The organism is Myxococcus sp. CA033 (genome assembly GCF_013336625.1).
In the GTDB taxonomy this organism is placed as follows: domain Bacteria; phylum Myxococcota; class Myxococcia; order Myxococcales; family Myxococcaceae; genus Myxococcus; species Myxococcus llanfairpwllgwyngyllgogerychwyrndrobwllllantysiliogogogochensis.
Map to the genome: position 1 here is coordinate 657,347 of NZ_JABUMU010000002.1, position 21,099 is coordinate 678,445.

A 21,099-nucleotide genomic window follows, 5' to 3' on the forward strand; every position below is an offset into this window, starting at 1 on the left:
GACCCAGGCTGTCCTAGGCTGGCGTCCTCCCGAGGACGAGCCATGCGCCTGCGGTCCCAACGTCCCATCTTCTTCGCCGCCCTCCTCGCCATCGGCGCGGTGTTGTTGCTCTGGTTCCGCGTCCCGAGGCCCGGCACGCCCTCCGACCCGGCGCCCTCCGCGCCTCGCGAGACGCAAGCCTCCTCCAGCGGCGGTGGCGTCACCGCCCGCGCCGAGTCCGTGTCCGCCACGGTTCGCGACGAGCCCGCGGCCCCCGACGAAGGCGCCTTCGTGGTGCGCGTGGTGGGCGCGTCCGGTCCGGTTGCGGGCGCGAACGTGCGGGCCTGGCGCAAACAGTCGAAGGACCTCGTCGATGCGGCGGCGTCCTCCTGGCGGCTCGCGGCCGAGGGCACCACGGGCGAGGACGGCACGCTGCGGCTGCCCACCCGGCCGGGCGACTACCTGCTGTCCGCGCACGCCGAGGGCCATGCTCCCGCGCGGCGCGAGGCGACGCGACCCGCGGGTGAGGCGGAGACATCCGTCGAGCTGACGCTGAGCGCGGGCGTGACACTCCAGGGTCGCACGGTGGCGGAGAACGGCGGTGAGCCGGTGCCGCTGGCGGAGGTGACGCTGCATCCGTACCCGGGCGCCGCCATCGCCTGGGCGGAGCCCGCGGCGATTGCCGAGGAAGCCGTGACGGCGACGAGTGACGAGCGCGGCCAGTTCCAGTTCACCGGACTGGCTCCAGGCCGCTATGGCCTCACGGCCGAGGCGCCGGGCTTCAGCCGCCGCACGCTGCGCTTCCTCCACGTGCCCCAGCAGGGAGAGCTGGTGGTGGGGTTGTGGGGCGCGGGCACGCTGGAGGGCTTCGTGGTGGACGGGAAGGGCCAGCCCGTCACCGGCGCGCAGGTGACGGCCTCGGGAGGAAGAGCGCCCGTGAGCACCACTTCGAGCGAAGGCGGCGGCTTCGCGCTCGAGGTCGGCGGTGGCGACTGGGTGCTGTCCGCGCGACATGGCGACGCGGTGGGCCGCGTGCCCGGCACGCTGTTCGTGGCGCCGGGCGAGACGTTGCGCGGCCTCACCGTCGCGCTGGGCTCGACGAGCGGACTGACCGGACAGGTGAGGTCTACCGGCGATGAGGCTCCGGTGCGCGGCGCGGTGCTGGTGGTCAGCCCCACGGGAGCCGACGGTGAGCTGGCGCGCACCACGTCCGGAGGCGAGGGCATCTACCGGCTGGGCCTGCCTCCTGGTGAGTACGACGTGCAGGTCCACGCTCCGGGCTTCGCCAGCGCCACGCATGACGGCGTGGTGGTGTCCGAGGGTGCCCACGCGACGCTCGACGTGAAGCTGGAGCCGGCCACCGCCGAGGTCGAGGGCGTGGTGGTCAACCCCCAGGGTCAACCGGTGGCGGGCGCGGAGGTGCGAGCCCAGCCGCCGCGCAACGGCGGGGGCGCGGCGGCCACCACGCGCACGGACGCACAGGGCGCGTACACGCTCAGCGGGCTGGTGCCCGGCCGGACGTCGGTGCGCGCGCGGCGCGATGGCTCGCAGGGCTGGACCAGCCGCGTGGAGACCTTGAAGGCCGGCACGCGCACGCGCGTGGACCTGACGCTGACCGAGTCCGGCATGGTCCAGGGAGTGGTGACGCAGTCCTCGGGCAAGCCCCTGTCCGAGCCCGCGGTGGTGCGCGCGGTGCCCCGCGGCGCGCCCGGCGGCACCTCCGACCTGGCATGGGCGGAGACTGACGCGGCGGGGCTGTACCAGTTGGAGCTGCCGGCGGGCGTGTACCAGCTCACCGCCGTGCTGCCCCGCGCGCGCTTCATCTACTTCCAGGATGACGACCCCAGCGTGACGGTGCAGGCGGGGAGCGCCGTACAGCAGGACCTGGTGCTGGTGGAGGAGCGCGGCATCTCCGGCACGGTGCGCGAGCCCTCTGGAGCGCCCAGCCCCTTCGCCGTCGTGGCCGCGGTGCAGGGGGGAGACATGCCCTTCACCATGCGCGTGCAGGCGGACGAGAACGGAACGTTCGCCATTCCCACGCGGCCGTCGGGTGCGCCTCCGCTGCAGGAGCTGGCGGCCCACAACGGTGGGCGCGTGGTGAGGGTGCCCTCGGTGCGCGAGGGCCAGGGGTTGATGGACCTGCGCCTGAAGCCCGCGGCCCACCTGCGCGGCCGGGTGGTGGCGCGCGGTGGAGCGGTGCCCGCGGGCTTCACGTTGAGGCTGACGGAGGACAACGGCGAGGAGCTTCCATGGGAGCCCCTGGCGCCGTCCACGCGGCGCTTCAGCGGAGACACCTTCGAGATGAGGGATGCGCCCGGGCAGGTGGTGAAGGTGCATGTCCAGACGCAGGACGGGCGCACCGGTTCGGCGAGGGTGGCACTGGAGCCGGGCGGCAGCGCGAACGTGGAGGTGTCACTCTCGACGGGAGGCGCGGCCTCCATCATCGGGCGCGCGGTGTGGAGTCGGGGTGGTGGTCCGGCCGCGGGTGTGGCGGTGTTCCTGGACCGCGCGGTGACGGCCAGGCCCGACACCGCCACCGGAGTCGACGGCCGCTTCCATCTGGACGAGGTCCGACCCGGTCCGCACACCGTGAGGCTGATGCCGCCCGAGGGTCGCGTGGAGACGCACTCCGTGAAGGTGACGGAGGCGGAGACCTCGGACCTGGGCGACGTGACGGTGTCCCCGCGCCGCGCGACTCCAGGCACCGTGGGCGCGGGCTTCAGCGAGGAGCGCGGTCAGGTGGCCGTGGCGTGGCTGACGCCGGATGGGCCCGCCGCGCGCGCGGGTGTGGCGGTGGGTGACCGGTTGCTCGCGGTGGACGGGCTCGTCGTGCGCGACAGGTCGGAAGCGGAGGCGCGCACCCGAGGCGCTCCCGGTACACCCGTGCGCCTCCAGGTACGGCGCGAAGGCGGAGAGCGCGAGCTGCAGGCCACTCGCGCGGAGTGAGGAGGGCCGCAGCTTCGCTCGCACGCGCGGGGGTCCTCCCCTCCGCGCGATGTGGTGCCAGCTACACCTTCTCCAGCACGCGCGACAGCACCTGCGCGGTGAAGTTCACCAGCGGAATCACGCGGCGGTAGTCCATCCGCGTGGGGCCGATGACGCCCACCGTGCCGAGCACCTGCTCCTGGTTGCCGTAGGGGCTGGCGATGACAGACACATCGCCCGCGGCGGAGAAGTCGCTCTCCGCGCCGATGAAGATCTGCATCTCGTTGGCGCGCTGCACCTGGTCCAGCAGCGACAGCAGACGGTGCTTCTCGTCCAGCGTCTTGAAGAGCGCGCGCATGCGCTCCACGTCCGCGAACTCCGGCTGCTCCAGGAACGAGTTGGTGCCCTGGATGAGCACGCGCTCCGTCGTCGGCAGGTCCGTGGCGGCCGCGCCCAGCTTGAGCGCCTTGGCCGTCATCGCGTTGTAGAGCGCCTGCTCCTGGTCCATCTCCGAGCGGATGCGCTCACGCGCCTCCTCCAGCGGAACCTCGTGCAGGAGCTCCGACAGGTAGTTGCTCGCCCGCATCAGCTCGTCCGAGGTGATGGGGAAGTCGACGGTGATGGCCTTGTTGTGCACCTGCCCGCTCTGCCCCACCAGGATGGCGAGCACCCGGTCCTCGCGCAGACGGACGAACTCGATGCGACGGAACACCGCGGACTCGGGCCGGGGCGTCACGACGACGCCCGCGTGCCGCGTCAGCGAGTGCAGGAGGCGACTGGCATCTCCCAACACCTCTTCCAGATTCGCGTCGTGGAAGAGGCCCGCGTGGATGAGCTCCCTGTCTCGCGGCGTGGGGTCCTTCAGTTTGACGAGCGTGTCCACATAGAAGCGATAACCCGCGTCAGTGGGCACCCGGCCCGCGGAGGTGTGCGGCTTCTCCAGGAACCCCAGCTCCTCCAGATCCGCCAGCACGTTGCGCATCGTGGCCGAGGAGACCTCGAACCCAGGCCGGCGAGCGAGCTGCTGGCTCCCTACCGGCCCGCCCGTGGAGATGTACTCCTGCACCACGGCCCGGAGGACTTCCTTCTCGCGTTCACCCAGCTCTTCGGACATCCAGGGGCTCTCACTCTGAAGCATGCGGCCAGCCACCGCGCCGCGAGCGCTCCACGAGACCCAAGTGTAAGAAAGCCTGTCCGTGGGTTCAATCCACGTCGGAAGGAGACATGCGGCCGAAGGGTGGTCCCCGCCCTCGCACCACCCACCGGGGAGCCAGGCGGGCGCCGCCGCATCCAACCTGGCGCGCACTCGCACTGTACCGCCCGACGACTCCACCGACTGTGGGGTACGGCAATGCGTACATGGCCCGTGGGGAGGTCGGACGCTACAAGCCGCGCCACCGTGTCCGCCTCGTCCGCCGCCTCGTCCCTGTCCACGCCTTCCACTCCCGCCCTCTCCCCCGTCGCGGCCCCTGTCGCCGGTGACGCGCTCCAGTCGGGTGCCTCGCGCGGCCGCATCCTGCTGTGCCTCGTGACGCTGTACCTCGTTTGGGGCTCCACCTATCTGGCCATCCGCTGGGTACTCCAGGGTGGCATGACGCCATTCCTCGCATCAGGAACGCGCTTCCTGCTGGCGGGAGCGCTGTTGTTCGGCGCGATGTGGCTCAAGGGCTCGCCGGTGCCGACCGCGCGACAGTGGGGCTCCAGCGCGGTGGTGGGACTGCTGCTCTTGGGTGTGGGCAACGGCGGGCTCGTGTTCGCGCAGCAGTGGGTGCCCTCCGGCGTGGCGGCGCTGGTGGTGGGCAGCCTGCCCATGTGGTCGGCGCTGTTCGGTGGACTGTTCGGCCAGTGGCCCGGAAAGCTGGAGCGCTGGGGACTGGCGGTGGGGTTTGGCGGCATCGTCCTGCTGAACCTCGGGGGCGAGCTGGGCGGGAGTGGGTGGGCCACGCTGGCCCTGCTGGTGTCGCCGATGAGCTGGGCGCTGGGCTCCGTGCTCGGACGCCGCATGCCGATGCCCCAGGGGATGATGGCGCCCGCGGCGCAGATGCTGTGCGGTGGCGCGCTGATGCTGACCTTCGGGCTCCTGCGTGGCGAGCACCTGACGGCCATGCCGGATGCGCGCGCGCTCGCGGCCTTCGCGTACCTGGTCACCTTCGGCTCGCTGGTAGGCTACACCGTTTACGGCTACCTGATGCGGCACACGAGCCCCTCGGTGGCCACCAGCTACGCGTACGTCAATCCGGTGGTGGCGGTGCTCCTGGGCGTCGTGTTCGCGGGCGAGTCGATGAGCCCCCTGTCGTGGGTCGCCATGGCCGCGATTCTGGGCGCCGTCGTGCTGCTGACCCGCAAGCGCTGAGCACCTCGCGCGGACGCAGCACCAGAATGTCTGGCGTCAGCGAAGACCACTCGCGGAAGACCACTCGCGGACCCTGCGTGCTCGAAGGTCCGCACGTCGCGTGACACCCCGGACGAGAAGGGGCAGACGGCGCTTGACGCTGGTGCCCTCCCTCGCTGTTTAACGGGGGGATGGAATCCATCCGCGCGCTCTGTCTCGCATGGCTGCTGGTGGGTGGCCTCGCCGCCGCCGCGCCCGTCGTCCAGGTGCCCGAGGGCGGCGCCGGCGTGCCGGTGGTCTCGAAGGGTGTCGTCTGTGGTCCGTTGCGAGCAGGCTGGACGCTGGCGTCGGACAGTCGGACCCTGCGGCCTCCGCAGCGGGTGGAGCAGGACGACGCGCGCATCCAGGAGTTGAAGGTGGCGTCGTCGGTGGGGCAGTGCGAGACGACCGAGGAGCGCGTCACCGTCATCGCCACCGGCGCCTTCCCGCGCGTGGACGCGGCGGCGACGAACTTCTTTCCGGACGAGGGCCGCGTGGAGCTGCGCGGCGCGGGGCTGGACCACGTGGGCATCTCCTGGAGCGGGACGCCCCGGGGTGAGTCCCAGCCCCAGCTCATCGAGGGACAGGACCGGTGCCTGGCGCCCTCGACGGAGCGGGGGCCGGCGAGCTGCACGGTGCCCGTGGCGCGCGGGCTGCCCACGGACGCGGCGCTCTACTGGACACCGCCCCATGGTCGGCATGGACCGGATGTCACGACGTACGACGCGTCTGGCAACGTGGTGGACCCGGAGACGTTCCGGCTTCGCCCCGGGCGCGTGGTGCTGACCCAGCCGCTCATCCAGTCGGGTGGCGTGGATGTGTCGCGAGGGCCGGGCTCGGTGGCGCTGAGCCACTCGGAGGCGCTGGCGTCGGTGGACTGCGGGCCGGTGCGCTGCGAGGTGAACGAGGGCACGGTGTCGCTGCGCAACGTGCCGGGCGTGGACGTGAGCGTGACGCTGCGCCTGCGCCTGGCGCCGCGCATCTACTTCGCGCGTGGCGAGGTATTGGAGCAGGTGCTGCTGGAGACGCTCCCGGTGCTGGCGTGTCCGCTCACGGCCGTGGAGGGCACGGTGCTGCGCGACGCGGAGAACGCGGCGATGGTGGTGCGGCTGGACACGTCATGCCAGCACGACCCGCGCAAGCTGTTGTGGTCGATGAACGACCAGCGGGCGCGGGTGGAGCGCGTGGTGAAGGCGCAGGACGGCGTCTATGTGTTGCTGCGCACGGGAGGCACGTCCGAGCAGCAGGTGACGGTCATCGCGCAGACCTCGCGGGTGGAGGGCTCGGTGGTGGCGTCGGATACGACGAAGACGCAGCCGCTGCCCGTGCCGCGCGCGTCGCTGGAGCTGTCGGACCAGGGGGCCATCGACTTCATCCCCATCAACCGACCTGCGGAGCTCATCGTGGCCTCGAGCGGAGAGCAGGGGCGCTTCGTTCCGCGCCCTGTGGCCGGGGCCTACAGCATCATCTCGCGGGACGGGACGACCTATGTGCAGGGCGAGCCCACCGCGGGCGGCTTCGTGTCGCTGCGCTTCGGCTATCAGGTGTCCACGCTGCCGGGAGAGCTGGCGACGGCGGACCTGTTCGTCGTCAACGAGCGGGTGCAACGCTCGGTGCGCGAGGCCAGCGTACCCATCCGCATCGAGAGCGTGGTGGAGCTGGTGTGCGCGGACAAGGAGGGCAAGGACCAGGTGCTGGAGCCCAGCCGTCCGCACCGAATCAACTACGAGATGCGCAACTCGTGTCGGGTCATCATCCACCGGGAGCGGCTCAAGCCCGAGCAGGGCACACAGGAAATCGTGCTGCGCATCGACGTCACCAAGGCGGACGGCTCGGCGCGAGGGGAGAGCCACGTGGAGCAGCGGATGTTGCTGCGGCCGCAGGGCGAGGCCCGGACCATTCCCGTGCCGGGGCAGCTGGCGCAGTTCGACCGGATTCTCGTCCAGGTGTCGCTGGTGGCGGACGAGTCGCGGTACGCGCTGAGCACGTCGGACCGCTCGGGGCTGCCGTCGGCGCAATGGACGGCCATCGTCAGGGGAGGGCGCTTCCGGCTGTACACGACGGCGACGATTCCGGCGGGCCTCTACCGGGCGACGGAGCCCAGCGGGCAGCTCATCCTCAACTTCGGCGTGGTGTCGCGACTGGCGCTCTTGAACAACGAGGGACAGGAGCGGCTCCTGGGCATCGAGATGGGGCTGATGGGCATGGGGTTGATTCCCCAGTCCGGCGACATCGAGTTCCCCCCGACGCTGGCGGTGGTGCTGGGGCTCAGCTTGCGCGTGCCCATTGGACCGGGAGCGGCGGTGGGGGCACAGGCGTGGGTGGCGCGCGAGTTCCGGGACGACATCACCCGCCGCTCCGACGGCTCCGTCGTCCCCTCCAGCCGCTGGTCCTTCATCTTCGGGCCCAGCATCTCCGTGGGCAACGTGGGCTTCAATCTCTGACGCCGCGCTCGCGCGCCGGCGCCCTGTCAGCTCGCGGTGCGCGTGCCGTGCTCGTGATGCACGCCGACTCCGGGGGACTCCGTCTCACGGGGCAGCCAGACGTTGAACGTGGACCCCTGGCCCGGCACGCCCTGGGACTCCACCCAGATGCGTCCGCCGTGCTGTTCGACGATGCCCTGGCTGATGGTGAGCCCCAACCCCAGGCCGCCGTACTTGCTGCCGTGCGCGCGCCCGAAGCGCTCGAAGATGAGCGCCTGCTTGTCCTTGGGAATCCCCACGCCGCTGTCCTTCACGGACAGGTGCACCCCTTCCTTCCCCTCGCGCACCAGCCGCACCAGCACCGCCCCACCCTCCGGTGAGTAGCGGATGGCGTTGGACAAGAGGTTCGTCAGCACCTGGTCCAACCGACCCCGGTCCCACGTCCCCTCCAGGTGCTCCGGCGCCTCCACCTGGATTTCATGCCCCTGCGACAACACCGCCATGCGGTCCCGCGTCTCCTGCACCAGCTGGCCCAGGTCGAACTTCTCCAGCTCCAGCGACAGCCGCCCCGCCTGCAGCCGACTGATGTCCAGCAGGTCCTCCACCAGCTTCGCCATCCGGTCGATTTGCCGGTTGATGATTTTCAGCGACTTGCCCGGCCCCGCTTCCGTCTCGCCGCCCAGCTTCAAGAGCGCCAGATGCGCGTGCCCCTTGGCCGCCGCCAGCGGAGTGCGCAGCTCGTGGCTCGCCGCCGCGAGGAACGCGTCCTTCGCCTCGCTCGCCAGCCGCAGCGCGGTCTCCGCGCGCTGACGCTCGGTGATGTCGCGTGCCACGGAGATGAACCGCCCCCCGGGCCCCTCCGCCGCGGACACGAACTGGAGCACCACCTCCACCGGCACCTCGGTGCCATCCCTGCGCCGGTGCGTCGTCGAGTACGTCTGGCTGGGCAACGTCCCACTCACCAACGGCGCCAGCAGCTTGCGGAACCCCGCCTCGTCGAAGGCGCTCTCCACCTCCAGCACCGACAACCCCACCAGCTCGTCCGTGCTGCTCGACAGCTGCTTGGCCGCGCCCGCGTTGGCGTACGTGAGCGTCAGCGAGTCCGGCGAGAACATCAGGACGCAGTCCAACGTCGCGTCCAGCGTCATCTTGAAGCGCCCCAGCGCCTCCTCCGCCCGCCGCTTGTCGTCGATGTCCGTGGCCACGGCAATCCAGCCCACCACGTGCCCGGACTCGTCCCGCTCCGGCACCGCGCGCGCCAGGTGCCAACGATACACGCCGTCGAAACGCCGCAGCCGGAACTCCCGCTCCACCCGCTGGCTGGAGCGGATGGCCGTCTCCCACGCCGAGCGCATCTCCTCCCGGTCCACCGGGTGCACGAACTCCAGGAACGTGCCCAACGACAGCGGATGCTCCTCGTGGATGCCCGTGTAGTCGCGCCCCGCCCGGTTGGCGTAGGTGAACGAGCCGTCCGCCCGCGCCGCCCACATCACCTCCGGCAAGGACTCCGTGAGCCGCCGGTAGCGCAGCTCGCTCTGCCGCTCCACCGCCTCGCGCTCGCGCTGGCGCAACATCGCCGCCTGCCGCTGGATTTGTTGTTCCTTGAGGAACAAATCCACGAAGACGCTGACCTTCGAGCGGAGGATTTCCGGGTCGAAGGGCTTGAGCAGGTAGTCCACCGCGCCGTGCGCATAACCCTTGAAGATGTGGGCCGCGTCGCGGCTGAGCGCGGTGAGGAAGATGATGGGAATGGTGCGCGTGCGCTCCCGCTGCTTGATGAGCGTGGCCGTCTGGAAGCCGTCCAGGCCCGGCATCTGCACGTCCATCAGGATGACGGCGAAGTCGCGCTGAAGCAGGAACTTGAGCGCCTCCTCGCCACTGGTCGCTTTGACAAGCTCCTGCCCCAACGGCTCGAGGATGGCCTCCAGCGCCAGCAGGTTGGACGGGTGGTCGTCCACCATCAGGATGCTCGCCCGGGGACGGCTTGCGCCGTCCTGGGGGCGTTCGGCGGAGATGTGTTCGCTAGGCGTCATTGAAATAGGAGCAAGGTATGCCCCACCGTTCACTGGCGGGACAGGCTAGGCGCGCCCCCCGCCGTCCCCAAGCCCGGCGGTGACGAGTCGTGCGCTAGCCATCATTCGACCTCTCAAGCCGACACCCAGAGACGGATGAGTTCCAAAAGCTTGTCCGTATCCACCGGCTTGGGCAGGTAGTCACTGGCCCCCGCGGCCATGCACTTCTCCCGGTCGTCCTTCAGGGCCTTCGCGGTGACGGCGATGATGGGCAGGCTGGCGTACTTCACGTCCTTGCGGATGGCCCGCATGGTCTCGTACCCGTCCATCTCCGGCATCATCACGTCCATCAGCACGATATCCACGTCGCGGTGCTGCTCGAGCGTCTCGATGGCCGCCCGCCCGTTCTCGGCGAAGACCACCTGCATGCCGTGGTTCTCCAGCACGCTGGTAAGGGCGAAGATGTTGCGCATGTCGTCATCGACGACGAGCACCTTCTTGCCCACCACCTCCGACTCCTGCTCGCTGCGCTGCGCCAGGGCCGCCCGCGCGCGGGGAGGCAGGTTCTGGTCCAGTCGGTGCAGGAACAGCGCCGTGTCACTGAGCAACTGTTCGGGACTCTTCGTTCCGCTCTTGAGGATGACGCTGCCGGTGTAGCGGCGCAGGCGCGTGTCGTCCTTCGGCGTCAGCTCCTTGCCCGTGTAGATGACGATGGGCAGGTCCCTGAAGCGCTGCTGCGTCTTCACCTCCTCCACCAGCTTGATGCCGTCCATGTCCGGCAGGAGCAGGTCGATGACGAGGCAGTCGTACTCACCCTCCTCCAGCTTCTGGAGGACCTCCTGGCCTGTGGCCACCGCCGTGACGGCGACGTCGCCGCCCTCGGCGAGCAGGCTGACCAGGCTGTTGCGCTGGACGTCGTCGTCCTCCACGAGGAGCAGGCGCCGTTCCGTGCGCTCCAGGAACTTCGCCAGTTGGTTGAACACCCGCTCCAGACCCTCCTTGCTGACGGGCTTGGTGAGGTAGCCGAACGCGCCCTGGGCGTTGCCCAGGTGCTTGTCCATGACGCTGATGATGTGCACCGGGATGTGGCGCGTGCGCGGGTTGCGCTTGAGCCTGTCGAGCACGCTCCAGCCGTCGACGACGGGCAACTGGATGTCGAGCGTCACCGCGTGCGGCTGGAACTCGTTGGCCATGGACAGGCCGGTGTCACCCCGCGTGGCGACCAGGGCCTTGAAGCCCTTCTCCCGCGCCAGCTGCACCATGATGCGGGCGAACTTCAGGTCGTCCTCGATGATGAGCAGGACGCGGTCACCCTCGCGGATGTGGTCCCGGTCGTCCTCCACCGCGAGCGGCGGAAGCAGCGAGTCCACCTGAGGAGGCGGCAGCGCCGCGTCCAGCACATGGGCGTTCTCGGCGGCGGTCGGCGGCACCGGCACCGGCGAGGGCGTCGGGAACAGGGGCTCCGACGAGACGTGGGACATGCGAGACAGCGGCTCGAGCGGCGAGGGCATGACCGGCATGACCGGCATGCCGTCGTCCTCGGGGCCCACGTACTCGGGCGGCAGATACAGCGTGAAGGTGCTGCCCTTGCGCGGCTCGCTGTGGACGTGGATTTCGCCGCCCAGCAGCTTCGCGATTTCGCGGCTGATGGACAGGCCCAGGCCGGTGCCGCCGTACTTGCGCGCGGTGGAGCCGTCCGCCTGCTGGAACGCCTCGAAGATGAGGCGCTGCTTGTCCTTGGCGATGCCGATGCCCGTGTCCGTCACCGAGAAGGCGAGCACGAAGCGCGAGCGCTTGAGCACCTCGTGGTCCAGGCGCGTGCCCGGCTCGGCCAGCTTCACCGTCATCTTCACGCTGCCTTCGTCCGTGAACTTGAAGGCGTTGGAGAGCAGGTTCTTGAGCACCTGCTGCAGCCGCTGCGGGTCGGTGCGGATGTGGCGGGGGGCGCCCTGCGCCACCTCCACCGTGAAGGCCAGGTTCTTCTGGTCCGCGACGGGGCGGAAGCTCCGGTCGATGAACTGGTTCAACTCCGACAGGACGATGTCCCGCGGCTCCACCTGCATCTTCCCGGCCTCCACCTTGGACAGGTCGAGGATTTCGTTGATGAGGCTGAGCAAATCACCACCGGAGGCGTAGATGGTGTTCGCGTACTCCACCTGCTTGGTGCTGAGGTTGCCGTCCTTGTTGTCGGACAGCAGCTTGGCCAGGATGAGCAGGCTGTTGAGCGGCGTGCGCAGCTCATGGCTCATGTTGGCCAGGAACTCGCTCTTGTACTTGGAGATGACGGTGAGCTGCTCGGCCTTCTCCTCCAGGCTGACGCGCGCGCGTTCGACTTCGTTGTTCTTCTCCTCGACGCGGCGGTTCTGCTCCTCGAGCAATTTCGCCTTGTCCTCCAGCTCGCTGTTGCTGCGCTTGAGCGCGTCCTGCTGCTGCGTCAGTTCGCGCGACTGGCTCTGCAGCTCCTGAGTCAAACCCTGCGACTGCTGCAGGAGCTGCTCGGTGCGCATGTTCGCCATGATCATGTTCAGGACCACGCCGATGCTCTCGGTGAGCTGGTCCAGGAAGATTTGATGGATGGCGCTGAAGGTGTGGAACGAGGCCAGCTCGATGACGGCCTTGACCTCACCTTCGAACAGCACGGGCAGGACGATGATGTTGAGGGGCGCGGACTCGCCCAGGCCAGAGGAGATGGTGATGTAGTCCGGCGGCACGTGGGTGAGCAGAATCGTCTTCCGCTCCAGGGCCGTCTGTCCGACGAGTCCCTCGCCCAGCCGGAACCGGTTGGCGATGTGCTTGCGCTCCCGGTACGCGTAGGTGCTCGTCAGCTTGAGCACCGGCGTGCCGGAGTCGGTGTCCATCAGGAAGAAGGCGCCGTGGTGCGCGGAGACCAGCGGAGTCAGCTCGCTCATGATGAGGCGGCTGACGGCGTCCAGGCTCTTCTGGCCCTGCATCATCCCGCTGAACTTCGCCAGGTTCGTCTTGAGCCAGTCCTGCTCCTGGTTCTTCTGCGTGGTCTCACGCAGGTTGACGATCATCTGGTTGATGTTGTCCTTCAGCGCGGCGACCTCGCCCTCGGCGACGACGGTGATGCTCCGGGTGAGGTCACCCTTCGTCACCGCGGTGGCCACGTCGGAGATTGCGCGCAGCTGGCTGGTCAGCGTACCGGCGAGCTGGTTCACGTTGTCGGTGAGCTGCCGCCACGTGCCGCGCGCACCGGGCACGCGGGCCTGACCGCCCAGCTTTCCTTCGATACCGACTTCGCGGGCCACCGTGGACACCTGCTCGGCGAACGTCCCCAGCGTGTCCGTCATGTTGTTGATGGTGTCCGCGAGCGCGGCCACTTCGCCCTTCGCGTCGACGATGAGCTTCTGGGTGAGGTCACCGTTGGCGACCGCCGTCACCACGCGCACGATTCCGCGCACCTGCGTGGTGAGGTTGGAGGCCATGAAGTTCACGTTGTCCGTGAGGTCCTTCCACGTGCCGGCCACACCGGGCACGCGGGCCTGTCCTCCCAGCTTCCCTTCGACACCGACTTCGCGGGCCACCGTGGACACCTGCTCGGCGAACGTGCCCAGCGTGTCCGTCATGTTGTTGATGGTCTCCGCGAGGGCCGCCACTTCGCCCTTCGCTTCGACGACCAGCTTCTGCTTGAGGTCGCCGTTGGCGACGGCCGTCACGACCTTGACGATGCCGCGCACCTGCGTCGTCAGGTTGCGGGCCATGAAGTTCACGTTGTCCGTCAGGTCCTTCCAGACGCCGGACACCCCGCGCACTTCCGCCTGTCCACCCAGCTTGCCTTCCGTGCCGACCTCGCGCGCGACGCGCGTCACCTCCGAGGCGAACGAGTTGAGCTGGTCCACCATGATGTTGATGGTGTCCTTCAGCTCCAGAATCTCGCCCTTCGCGTCGACGGTGATTTTCTTGGAGAGGTCACCGTTGGCGACCGCCGTCGTCACCAGCGCGATGTTTCGCACCTGCGCGGTGAGGTTGGAGGCCATGCTGTTGACGTTGTCGGTGAGGTCCTTCCACGTACCGGCGACTCCCGGCACCGCGGCCTGACCACCCAGCTTGCCGTCCGTTCCCACTTCCTTCGCGACGCGAGTCACCTCGGCGGCGAACGCGCGGAGCTGGTCCACCATCGTGTTGATGGTGCTCTTGAGCTCCAGGATTTCGCCCCGCGCCTCGACGGAGATTTTCTGCGACAGGTCGCCATTGGCGACCGCCGTCGTGACCTTGGCGATGTTTCGCACCTGGTCCGTGAGGTTGCCGGCGAGGACGTTCACGTTGTCGGTGAGGTCCTTCCACACGCCCGCGACTCCGGGCACCGCCGCCTGCCCTCCCAGCTTGCCCTCGGTGCCGACTTCCTTCGCGACACGCGTCACTTCCGACGCGAAGCCTCGGAGCTGGTCCACCATCGTGTTGATGGTGTTCTTCAGCTCCAGCACCTCGCCCTTCACGGAGACGGTGATCTTCTGCGACAGGTCGCCGTTGGCGACGGCCGTTGTCACCTTGGCGATGTTGCGCACCTGGTCCGTGAGGTTGCCGGCGAGGACGTTCACGTTGTCGGTGAGGTCCTTCCAGACGCCAGACACGCCCTTCACGTCGGCCTGACCGCCCAGCCGGCCCTCGGTGCCGACCTCCTTCGCGACGCGAGTCACCTCGGCGGCGAACGCGCGGAGCTGGTCCACCATCGTGTTGATGGTGCTCTTGAGCTCCAGCACCTCGCCCTTGGCGTCGACCGTGATTTTCTTCGACAGGTCGCCATTCGCGACAGCCGTCGTCACCTCGGCGATGTTTCGCACCTGGGCCGTGAGGTTGTTGGCCAGCAGGTTCACGTTGTTGGTGAGGTCCTTCCACGTGCCCGCGACGCCCGGCACCTCCGCCTGGGCGCCCAGCTTGCCCTCGACACCCACCGTGCGGGCGACGTCCGTCACCTGCTGGGCGAAGATGGACAGGGTCTGCGTCATCGCGTTGATGGTCTCCGCGAGGGCGGCGATTTCGCCCTTCGCGTCCATGATGAGCTTCTGGGTGAGGTCACCGTTGGCGACCGCCGTCACCACGCGCACGATGCCGCGAACCTGGCTGGTGAGGTTGGAGGCCATGAAGTTCACGTTGTCCGTGAGGTCCTTCCAGACGCCGGACACGCCGCGCACTTCCGCCTGACCGCCCAGCTTCCCCTCGGTGCCGACCTCCTTCGCGACGCGCGTCACTTCCGACGCGAAGCCTCGGAGCTGGTCCACCATCGTGTTGATGGTGCTCTTGAGCTCCAGCACCTCGCCCTTGGCGTCGACCGTGATTTTCTTCGACAGGTCACCATTGGCGACCGCCGTGGTGACTTCGGCGATGTTGCGGACCTGGTCGGTGAGGTTGTTCGCGAGCAGGTTCACGTTGTTGGTGAGGTCCTTCCACGTGCCCGCGACGCCCGGCACCACGGCCTGGGCGCCCAGCTTGCCTTCCACGCCCACCGTGCGAGCGACGTCCGTCACCTGCTGCGCGAAGATGGAGAGCGTCTGCGTCATCGCGTTGATGGTGTCGGCCAGCTCGGCGACCTCGCCCTTGGCCTCCATCTTCAGCCGCTGCGTCAAATCCCCGTTGGCGACCGCCGTCACCACCTTGGCGATGCCACGCACCTGGGTGGTGAGGTTGACGGCCATCACGTTCACGTTGTCCGTGAGGTCCTTCCACGTACCGGAGACGCCCTTCACCTCGGCCTGTCCGCCCAGCTTGCCGTGCGTGCCGACCTCGCGCGCGACGCGCGTCACTTCCGAGGCGAACGAGTTGAGCTGGTCCACCATGGTGTTGATGGTGTTCTTCAGCTCCAGAATCTCGCCGCGAGCGTCGACCGTGATTTTTTTCGACAGGTCGCCATTGGCCACCGACGTCGTCACCAGGGCGATGTTGCGCACCTGGGTGGTGAGGTTGGAGGCCATGCTGTTGACGTTGTCGGTGAGGTCCTTCCACACGCCGGCGACGCCCTTCACATCGGCCTGACCGCCCAGCTTGCCGTCGGTGCCCACCTCGCGCGCGACGCGCGTCACTTCGGAGGCGAACGCGCGGAGCTGGTCCACCATCGTGTTGATGGTGTCCTTCAGCTCCATCACCTCGCCCTTCACGTCCACCGTGATTTTCTTGGACAGGTCGCCCTTGGCGACGGCCGTCGTCACGTCGGCGATGTTGCGCACCTGGGCCGTGAGGTTGTTGGCCATCAGGTTGACGTTGTCGGTGAGGTCCTTCCACGTGCCGGCGGCGCCGGGCACCTGGGCCTGGGCGCCCAGCTTGCCCTCGACACCCACCGTGCGCGCCACGCTCGTCACCTGCTGGGCGAAGACGTTGAGCGTGTCCGTCATGTTGTTGAGCGTCGCGCCCAGCGCGGCGATTTCGCCCTGCGACGGCACCATCAGCTTCTGGGTGAGGTCACCGTTCGCGACGGCCGTCACCACCTTCACGATGCCGCGCACCTGCGTCGTGAGGTTGGACGCCATGAAGTTCACGTTGTCCGTGAGGTCCTTCCACGTGCCGGACACACCGGGCACCGCGGCCTGACCGCCCAGCTTTCCTTCCGTGCCCACTTCACGCGCCACGCGCGTCACTTCGGAGGCGAAGCCGTTGAGCTGGTCCACCATCGTGTTGATGGTGCTCTTCAGCTCCAGCACCTCGCCGCGCGCGTCCACCGTGATTTTCTTGGACAGGTCGCCGTTGGCGACGGCGGTGGACACCTCGGCGATGTTTCGCACCTGGGCCGTGAGGTTGTTGGCCATCAGGTTCACGTTGTCCGTGAGGTCCTTCCACACGCCGGACACGCCCTTCACCTCGGCCTGTCCGCCCAGCTTGCCGTCGCTGCCGACCTCGCGCGCGACGCGCGTCACCTCGGCGGCGAACGAGTTGAGCTGATCCACCATCGCGTTCACGGTGGTGCCGATGCGCAGGAACTCGCCCTTCACCGGCTGGCCGTCGATTTCGAGGGCCATCTTCTGCGTCAGGTCGCCTTCGGCCACCGCCACCAGCACGCGAGCGACTTCCGTCGTCGGCTGCACCAGGTCGCCGATGAGCGCGTTGATGGAGTTGATGCTCGTGGCCCAGTCGCCGCGCGCGTCGCCCAGCGACACACGCTCGCCCATGCGGCCCTCGCGGCCCACCACGCGGGAGACGCGCACCATCTCGTGCGTCATGGCCGAGTTGAGCGTCACCACCGCGTTGAAGGCGCGGGAGATGTCATCCATCACCGGGAGGGTGGAGAAGTCCGGCAGGCGCACGGAGAAGTCTCCGCCCTGCACGGCCCGCAGCGCGGCCAGCAGCGTCCGCATCGGGTCATCCCCTCGGATGCGCGCACCACCGCCGGGCGTCCTGGCGCCGCCGCCACGACTCCGCGCACCCTCGTCCGCCTGCCTGCCCGCCCCATGAGAGGGCTTCGAGTCACTCGCACGGGTGCGGGTGCGCTCGGCTTCCACGCGGTGGGCCGCGAGGGTGTCGCTGGAGGTCTGCGGGCTGGAAGCCACATCGCTCCGAGGCTGCTTGCGCGTCGAGGCGCGCTTCTTGCCATTGCTGGAGCTGGGAACCTTGGTGTCGTCCACGAGGAGAACCCTTCTGATCGGGATGAACGCCGTGAGCTGTGTTTCACGACGGACGGCCGGGCCGCGAATCTCCTGTGAGTTCGCGGGCTTGTCGATTCAAAGCCCGCCCTGACAGGACGATTTGTCGCCTACTGGACTTCCACTCCGAACTTCCGGACGGCCCGTGTGGAAACCACGGGACCCGGAGCCTTTGTGCAACATGTCAGGGCGGCGGTGCCGTGCAGGGAAAACCGTCGCAGCCCTGGACATAGAGCGGCCGACCGGAGAGCCGGCGAGCAGGGGCCAGACTCCGGTATTCCGGTGCTTTCTCACGCATTCCGGTGCGCACATCGACCGAGAACGACGGTGCCCCGGACGGTGTGCAGCCGATCAACAGCCGGTCCGGTTCATCCAGCCACCACACGGTCTCCACCGCGCAGGGGAGGTCCAGTTCAACGGGGGTGAGGGTGCGGGTGTCGAAGACGCGCAGCAGTCCTTCGGAGAGCACGGCGGCCAGCACGCCGCCCGAGCCCACGGAGAGTCGGCCCGTGGTTCCGGGAACGAGCATTTGCGCGAGCACCGTGCCCCCAGGCGCCACGGAGACGAGCTGTCCGGAGGCATCCAGGGCCAGCATGCCGTGGGAGTGACCGGCCAGGGCCATGGGCTCGAAGTCGCCCATGGGGCGCAGGGTGGCGCCGTCCTCGCGCAGCAAGCGGCCCGCGGCGGAGAGCCACAGCCGGTTGTCTCCGTCGAAGGCGAGGGCGAGGGTGCCGGTGAGTTCCCTGCGCGTGGCGGCGTCACCGGGGCCGCAGACGGCGACGGCGTGGGGGCCGTAGACAGCGGCGCGCGTGGCGTCCGGGGAGACGGCCCAGCCCAGCCGGGCTTCGGGGTGGGCCTTGGAGAGACAGTGGTTGAGGGCGCCGAAGTTCGGGTCCGTCGTCGGGGAGGAGACGAGGTAGGGCAGGCTGGTGGTGGCGACGTAGAGGAGGAGGCCCAGCGAGACGGCGGTGGCGAGGGTGAGCGGCCAGGGCCGGAGGCTGCGAGCGCGCGTATTCCTCGCGGACGCGCGTGCGCCCTTCCTTCCCGTGGTCACCGCGCTCTCGCGTCCACTCAAGGTTGAGACCTCGTGACAGTGCTGCCCCGGCCCTCGACCTCACACGAATAGCGCCCGACCCGCTTCCGAGCCACCCACCCCGAGGCTGGCTCCAGCACAGCACGGAATCATCACGGGTGCCTGCCTGCTTCGTGCGGAAACCATGACGAACGACGCTCGAGCCCCATGGAAGGTTCTGGGAGATGCGGAACCTGACCGTGTTTCACGTCGTCGTCGGAGTCCTCGTGGGGATGAGCCAGGCACCCACGGCCAGGGCGGAGCCCACGAGCAGCATCTTGGGCACGGTGATTGACGCCCAGAGCCGACAGCCCGTCGGGGATGTCGTCGTGACTGCTTCCGCGTCCGAGCCCCAGGGCGAGTTCACTGTCGTCACGGAAATGGACGGCACCTACCGGTTCGAGCTCCTTCCACCGGGCGTGTACGAACTGCGCTTCGAGAGGGAAGGATTTCTACCGTTGAGGAGGGACTCGGTCCCCGTGCGAGAAGCGCGTGCCTTGCGCATCAGTGCCAGCCTCCTTCCCGAGTCCTTTCGAGAGTTGTTTGAGCCGACTCGCGGCGAGTTCCCCCCCGTGGACACCGAGAGCACGGGTGTCTCCGAGTCCCTCGACCATCTCGACACCGACTTTCTTCCCATCGCACGACCCATCCCGGGCAGCGCGATGCGCTCGGTCGACAGGCTTCAGTCCTTGCGCTCGGAAGCAGTCGACACGGACCAGGGGCTCACACTCCTCGGAACGAGCCCCTCGGAGAACGGATATGTGCTGGACGGCCTCTCCACCCAGGACGGTGTGTTCGGACGCAATGCCGTACCCCTAAGCCTGGAGCTTCTTCAGTACGACTGGGGTGAGCTGCTGTTCCGTGGGCGCATTCCCCAATACGGACGAGCCACGGGAGTCATCATCGATGCGGGGGAGAACAAATCCGGTGGCAATGAGTTCAACGGGTCCGTCTTCGCCCATTGGGCCACCGGCTTGCTCCAGGGGCGTCGGCCGCTCCAGGACAGTCCCCATGAAGTGATTGAGAACATGGGAGAGCTGGGCGCGGTCCTCTCCGGCTCCATCCTGAAGGACCAGCTCTGGTTCTCCCTGGGGCTGATTCCCTCGGTTCAGCGAGTAGAGAGCACACGCTCGCGGTCAGCCGTCCCCGAAGAGGACTCCCTCACCATTCAATCCGACCAACGAGAGGTCCAGGCCTTGGGTCGCCTGACCTACCTGTTCAACGCGGACCACAACACGACGCTGACGTTCATCACGATGCCCGCCACCCAGCGATTGCATGAGGGGACGGCTGCTTTCGCACCACGCACGCTGGAGCGAGACACCCTGCTGCTCGGACTCGGGCACCGCGGGGGACTGTTGGACAAGGCGGTGTTGCTCGATATCGATGCGCGCTGGCTTCGACAACACTTCTCCCAGCGCCCTGCTCTCTCGGGGGACACGGGGACGGAGACAGAAGGACTCGCCTGCGGCTCCGCGCTGTTGGCGCTCTACACCCGGTGCGGAGACGAAGAGCACGAGACGAATCAATTCCAGGTCCAGGGACGGGCCCACTATCGGAACTATGGAGCCCTGGGAATCCCCAAGCTGCAGCACACCCTGAAGGTGGGGCTCGACGCGGAGTGGCTGGTCCACGACGCGGTGCAGAGAGTCCCCAGCGCGCAACGCCGGTCTCCCCGTGGCCTCCAGTCAGCGCCTTCGAGCATCGCGACCCGGACACATCGCGACGTGGTGGGGGGCTTCGTCCAGGACTCCTGGATGTACTCCTACCTTCTGACCCTCAACGTCGGGCTTCGTTACGACATGCAGCGGCTCGTGCCCTCACACGGGGAGACACATGCTGAAAGCCACATGCTCTCGCCTCAATTGGGCGTGGTCGTGGACCCATTCGAGCGTGGCGAGATGCGCCTCTTCGCTCACTACGGCAAGTATCGCGGGCGCGTGTTGCTCGGACTGCTGCTTCCTGATGCATCGGGTGAGCAGGTTCGCGGGGTGGAGGTGGATCCCCACCTTTCACCTGCCTCGACCAGCGAGGTCACACTCGGCACCGACGTGGCGGTGCTGGGCGAAACAGTCATGAGCGTGACCTATGTCCGCAGGGAGCTGGATACGGGACTGGGACTCGTGAGCAACCCGGGAGGCGATGCATGGCGGCTCGTCAATCCCGGGAAGGGGTTGGGCTCCGGCCTGCCCAAGCAGGAGCAGACTCATGACGCGGTAACGTTGGAGCTGGCACGAACGGCCGCTTACGACTGGATGGGGCAGGCCAGCTACACGTGGTCGCGCTTCAGCGGCAGTCGTGAGGACCCGCTGAACCACATGCTGCGAGGAACGTCCGCCGTGGCACGGCGCACCCATGTCCTCAAAGCCTTCGGGGGAAGACGACAGCGGTTGACTCCGGCGATGTTGGCGCACTTGGGGCTTGCCTATGTCGCCGCGTCGGGAGCACTCAAGACAGGACAGCGGGGATCCACGCCTTGGTTGCATGTCGTCGATGCGCGGTTCGGAGTGGACTATCAATTCGACCGCGGCAAGGCACTGTCCTTCGACCTCGATGCCTTCAACCTCTTCAACATCCAGACGGAGACGCGGATGACCCCGAGCAGCGAAGACCCCACCGTGGCCATGGAGCAGCAACCACCGAGACAGGTTCGCTTCGGGGCGCGGTACACGTTCTGAGTCCTGGCCTGAAGGCTGCACTGCGCCGAAGCCCATGCGATGGAAGCGCG

The 21,099-nt window shown here is 68.4% G+C and carries 8 protein-coding genes; 4 read left to right on the plus strand and 4 right to left on the minus strand.

The annotated features are described in order from the left end of the window. The first annotated feature begins 42 nt into the window (after positions 1 to 42). Positions 43 to 2,925: a carboxypeptidase regulatory-like domain-containing protein gene (locus HUA78_RS08535; protein ID WP_174476043.1), complete on the plus strand. Its 2,883-nt coding sequence runs from the start codon at positions 43 to 45 to the stop codon at positions 2,923 to 2,925. Positions 2,926 to 2,986: 61 nt separating this feature from the next. Here HUA78_RS08535 and hrcA read toward each other — a convergent pair whose 3' ends face one another. Continuing rightward, complete coding sequence (hrcA, locus tag HUA78_RS08540; RefSeq protein ID WP_141646294.1) at positions 2,987 to 4,018, minus strand: heat-inducible transcriptional repressor HrcA; 1,032 nt, start codon at positions 4,016 to 4,018, stop codon at positions 2,987 to 2,989. A gap of 285 nt (positions 4,019 to 4,303) precedes the next feature. On the opposite strand from hrcA, the gene yedA reads away from it, so the two are divergent. Continuing rightward, positions 4,304 to 5,257: a drug/metabolite exporter YedA gene (gene yedA, locus HUA78_RS08545; protein WP_371745527.1), complete on the plus strand. Its 954-nt coding sequence runs from the start codon at positions 4,304 to 4,306 to the stop codon at positions 5,255 to 5,257. 170 nt (positions 5,258 to 5,427) lie between these two features. Further along, positions 5,428 to 7,719: a hypothetical protein gene (locus HUA78_RS08550; protein WP_174460843.1), complete on the plus strand. Its 2,292-nt coding sequence runs from the start codon at positions 5,428 to 5,430 to the stop codon at positions 7,717 to 7,719. Positions 7,720 to 7,745: 26 nt separating this feature from the next. On the opposite strand, the gene HUA78_RS08555 is transcribed toward HUA78_RS08550, so the two are convergent. From HUA78_RS08555 to HUA78_RS08565, 3 genes are all read right to left on the minus strand, one after another. Next, positions 7,746 to 9,731 carry a PAS domain S-box protein gene (locus tag HUA78_RS08555; RefSeq protein ID WP_141646819.1) on the minus strand — a complete coding sequence of 662 codons (1,986 nt, stop codon included), beginning with the start codon at positions 9,729 to 9,731 and terminating at the stop codon, positions 7,746 to 7,748. 113 nt (positions 9,732 to 9,844) lie between these two features. Further along, entirely contained in the window at positions 9,845 to 17,014 is a 7,170-nt protein-coding gene (locus HUA78_RS08560) for a HAMP domain-containing protein (protein WP_217442415.1), read from the minus strand. Between the two features lie 469 nt (positions 17,015 to 17,483). Beyond that, positions 17,484 to 18,374, minus strand: a complete 891-nt coding sequence (locus tag HUA78_RS08565; RefSeq protein WP_174476046.1) for a hypothetical protein — start codon at positions 18,372 to 18,374, stop codon at positions 17,484 to 17,486. A gap of 182 nt (positions 18,375 to 18,556) precedes the next feature. Here HUA78_RS08565 and HUA78_RS08570 point away from each other — a divergent pair, with 182 nt between their 5' ends. Then, on the plus strand, positions 18,557 to 21,049 hold the full coding sequence (locus tag HUA78_RS08570) for a TonB-dependent receptor (RefSeq protein ID WP_174476047.1): 2,493 nt from the start codon (positions 18,557 to 18,559) through the stop codon (positions 21,047 to 21,049). Positions 21,050 to 21,099 lie beyond the last annotated feature (50 nt).

Excerpts from the sequence above, each read along its gene's own strand:
- HUA78_RS08535 (WP_174476043.1), top strand. The coding sequence starts at position 43 with ATGCGCCTGCGGTCCCAACGTCCCATCTTCTTCGCCGCCCTCCTCGCC.
- hrcA (WP_141646294.1), bottom strand. The coding sequence starts at position 4,018 with ATGTCCGAAGAGCTGGGTGAACGCGAGAAGGAAGTCCTCCGGGCCGTG.
- HUA78_RS08550 (WP_174460843.1), top strand. The coding sequence starts at position 5,428 with ATGGAATCCATCCGCGCGCTCTGTCTCGCATGGCTGCTGGTGGGTGGC.
- HUA78_RS08555 (WP_141646819.1), bottom strand. The coding sequence starts at position 9,731 with ATGACGCCTAGCGAACACATCTCCGCCGAACGCCCCCAGGACGGCGCA.
- HUA78_RS08560 (WP_217442415.1), bottom strand. The coding sequence starts at position 17,014 with ATGCGGACGCTGCTGGCCGCGCTGCGGGCCGTGCAGGGCGGAGACTTC.
- HUA78_RS08570 (WP_174476047.1), top strand. The coding sequence starts at position 18,557 with ATGCGGAACCTGACCGTGTTTCACGTCGTCGTCGGAGTCCTCGTGGGG.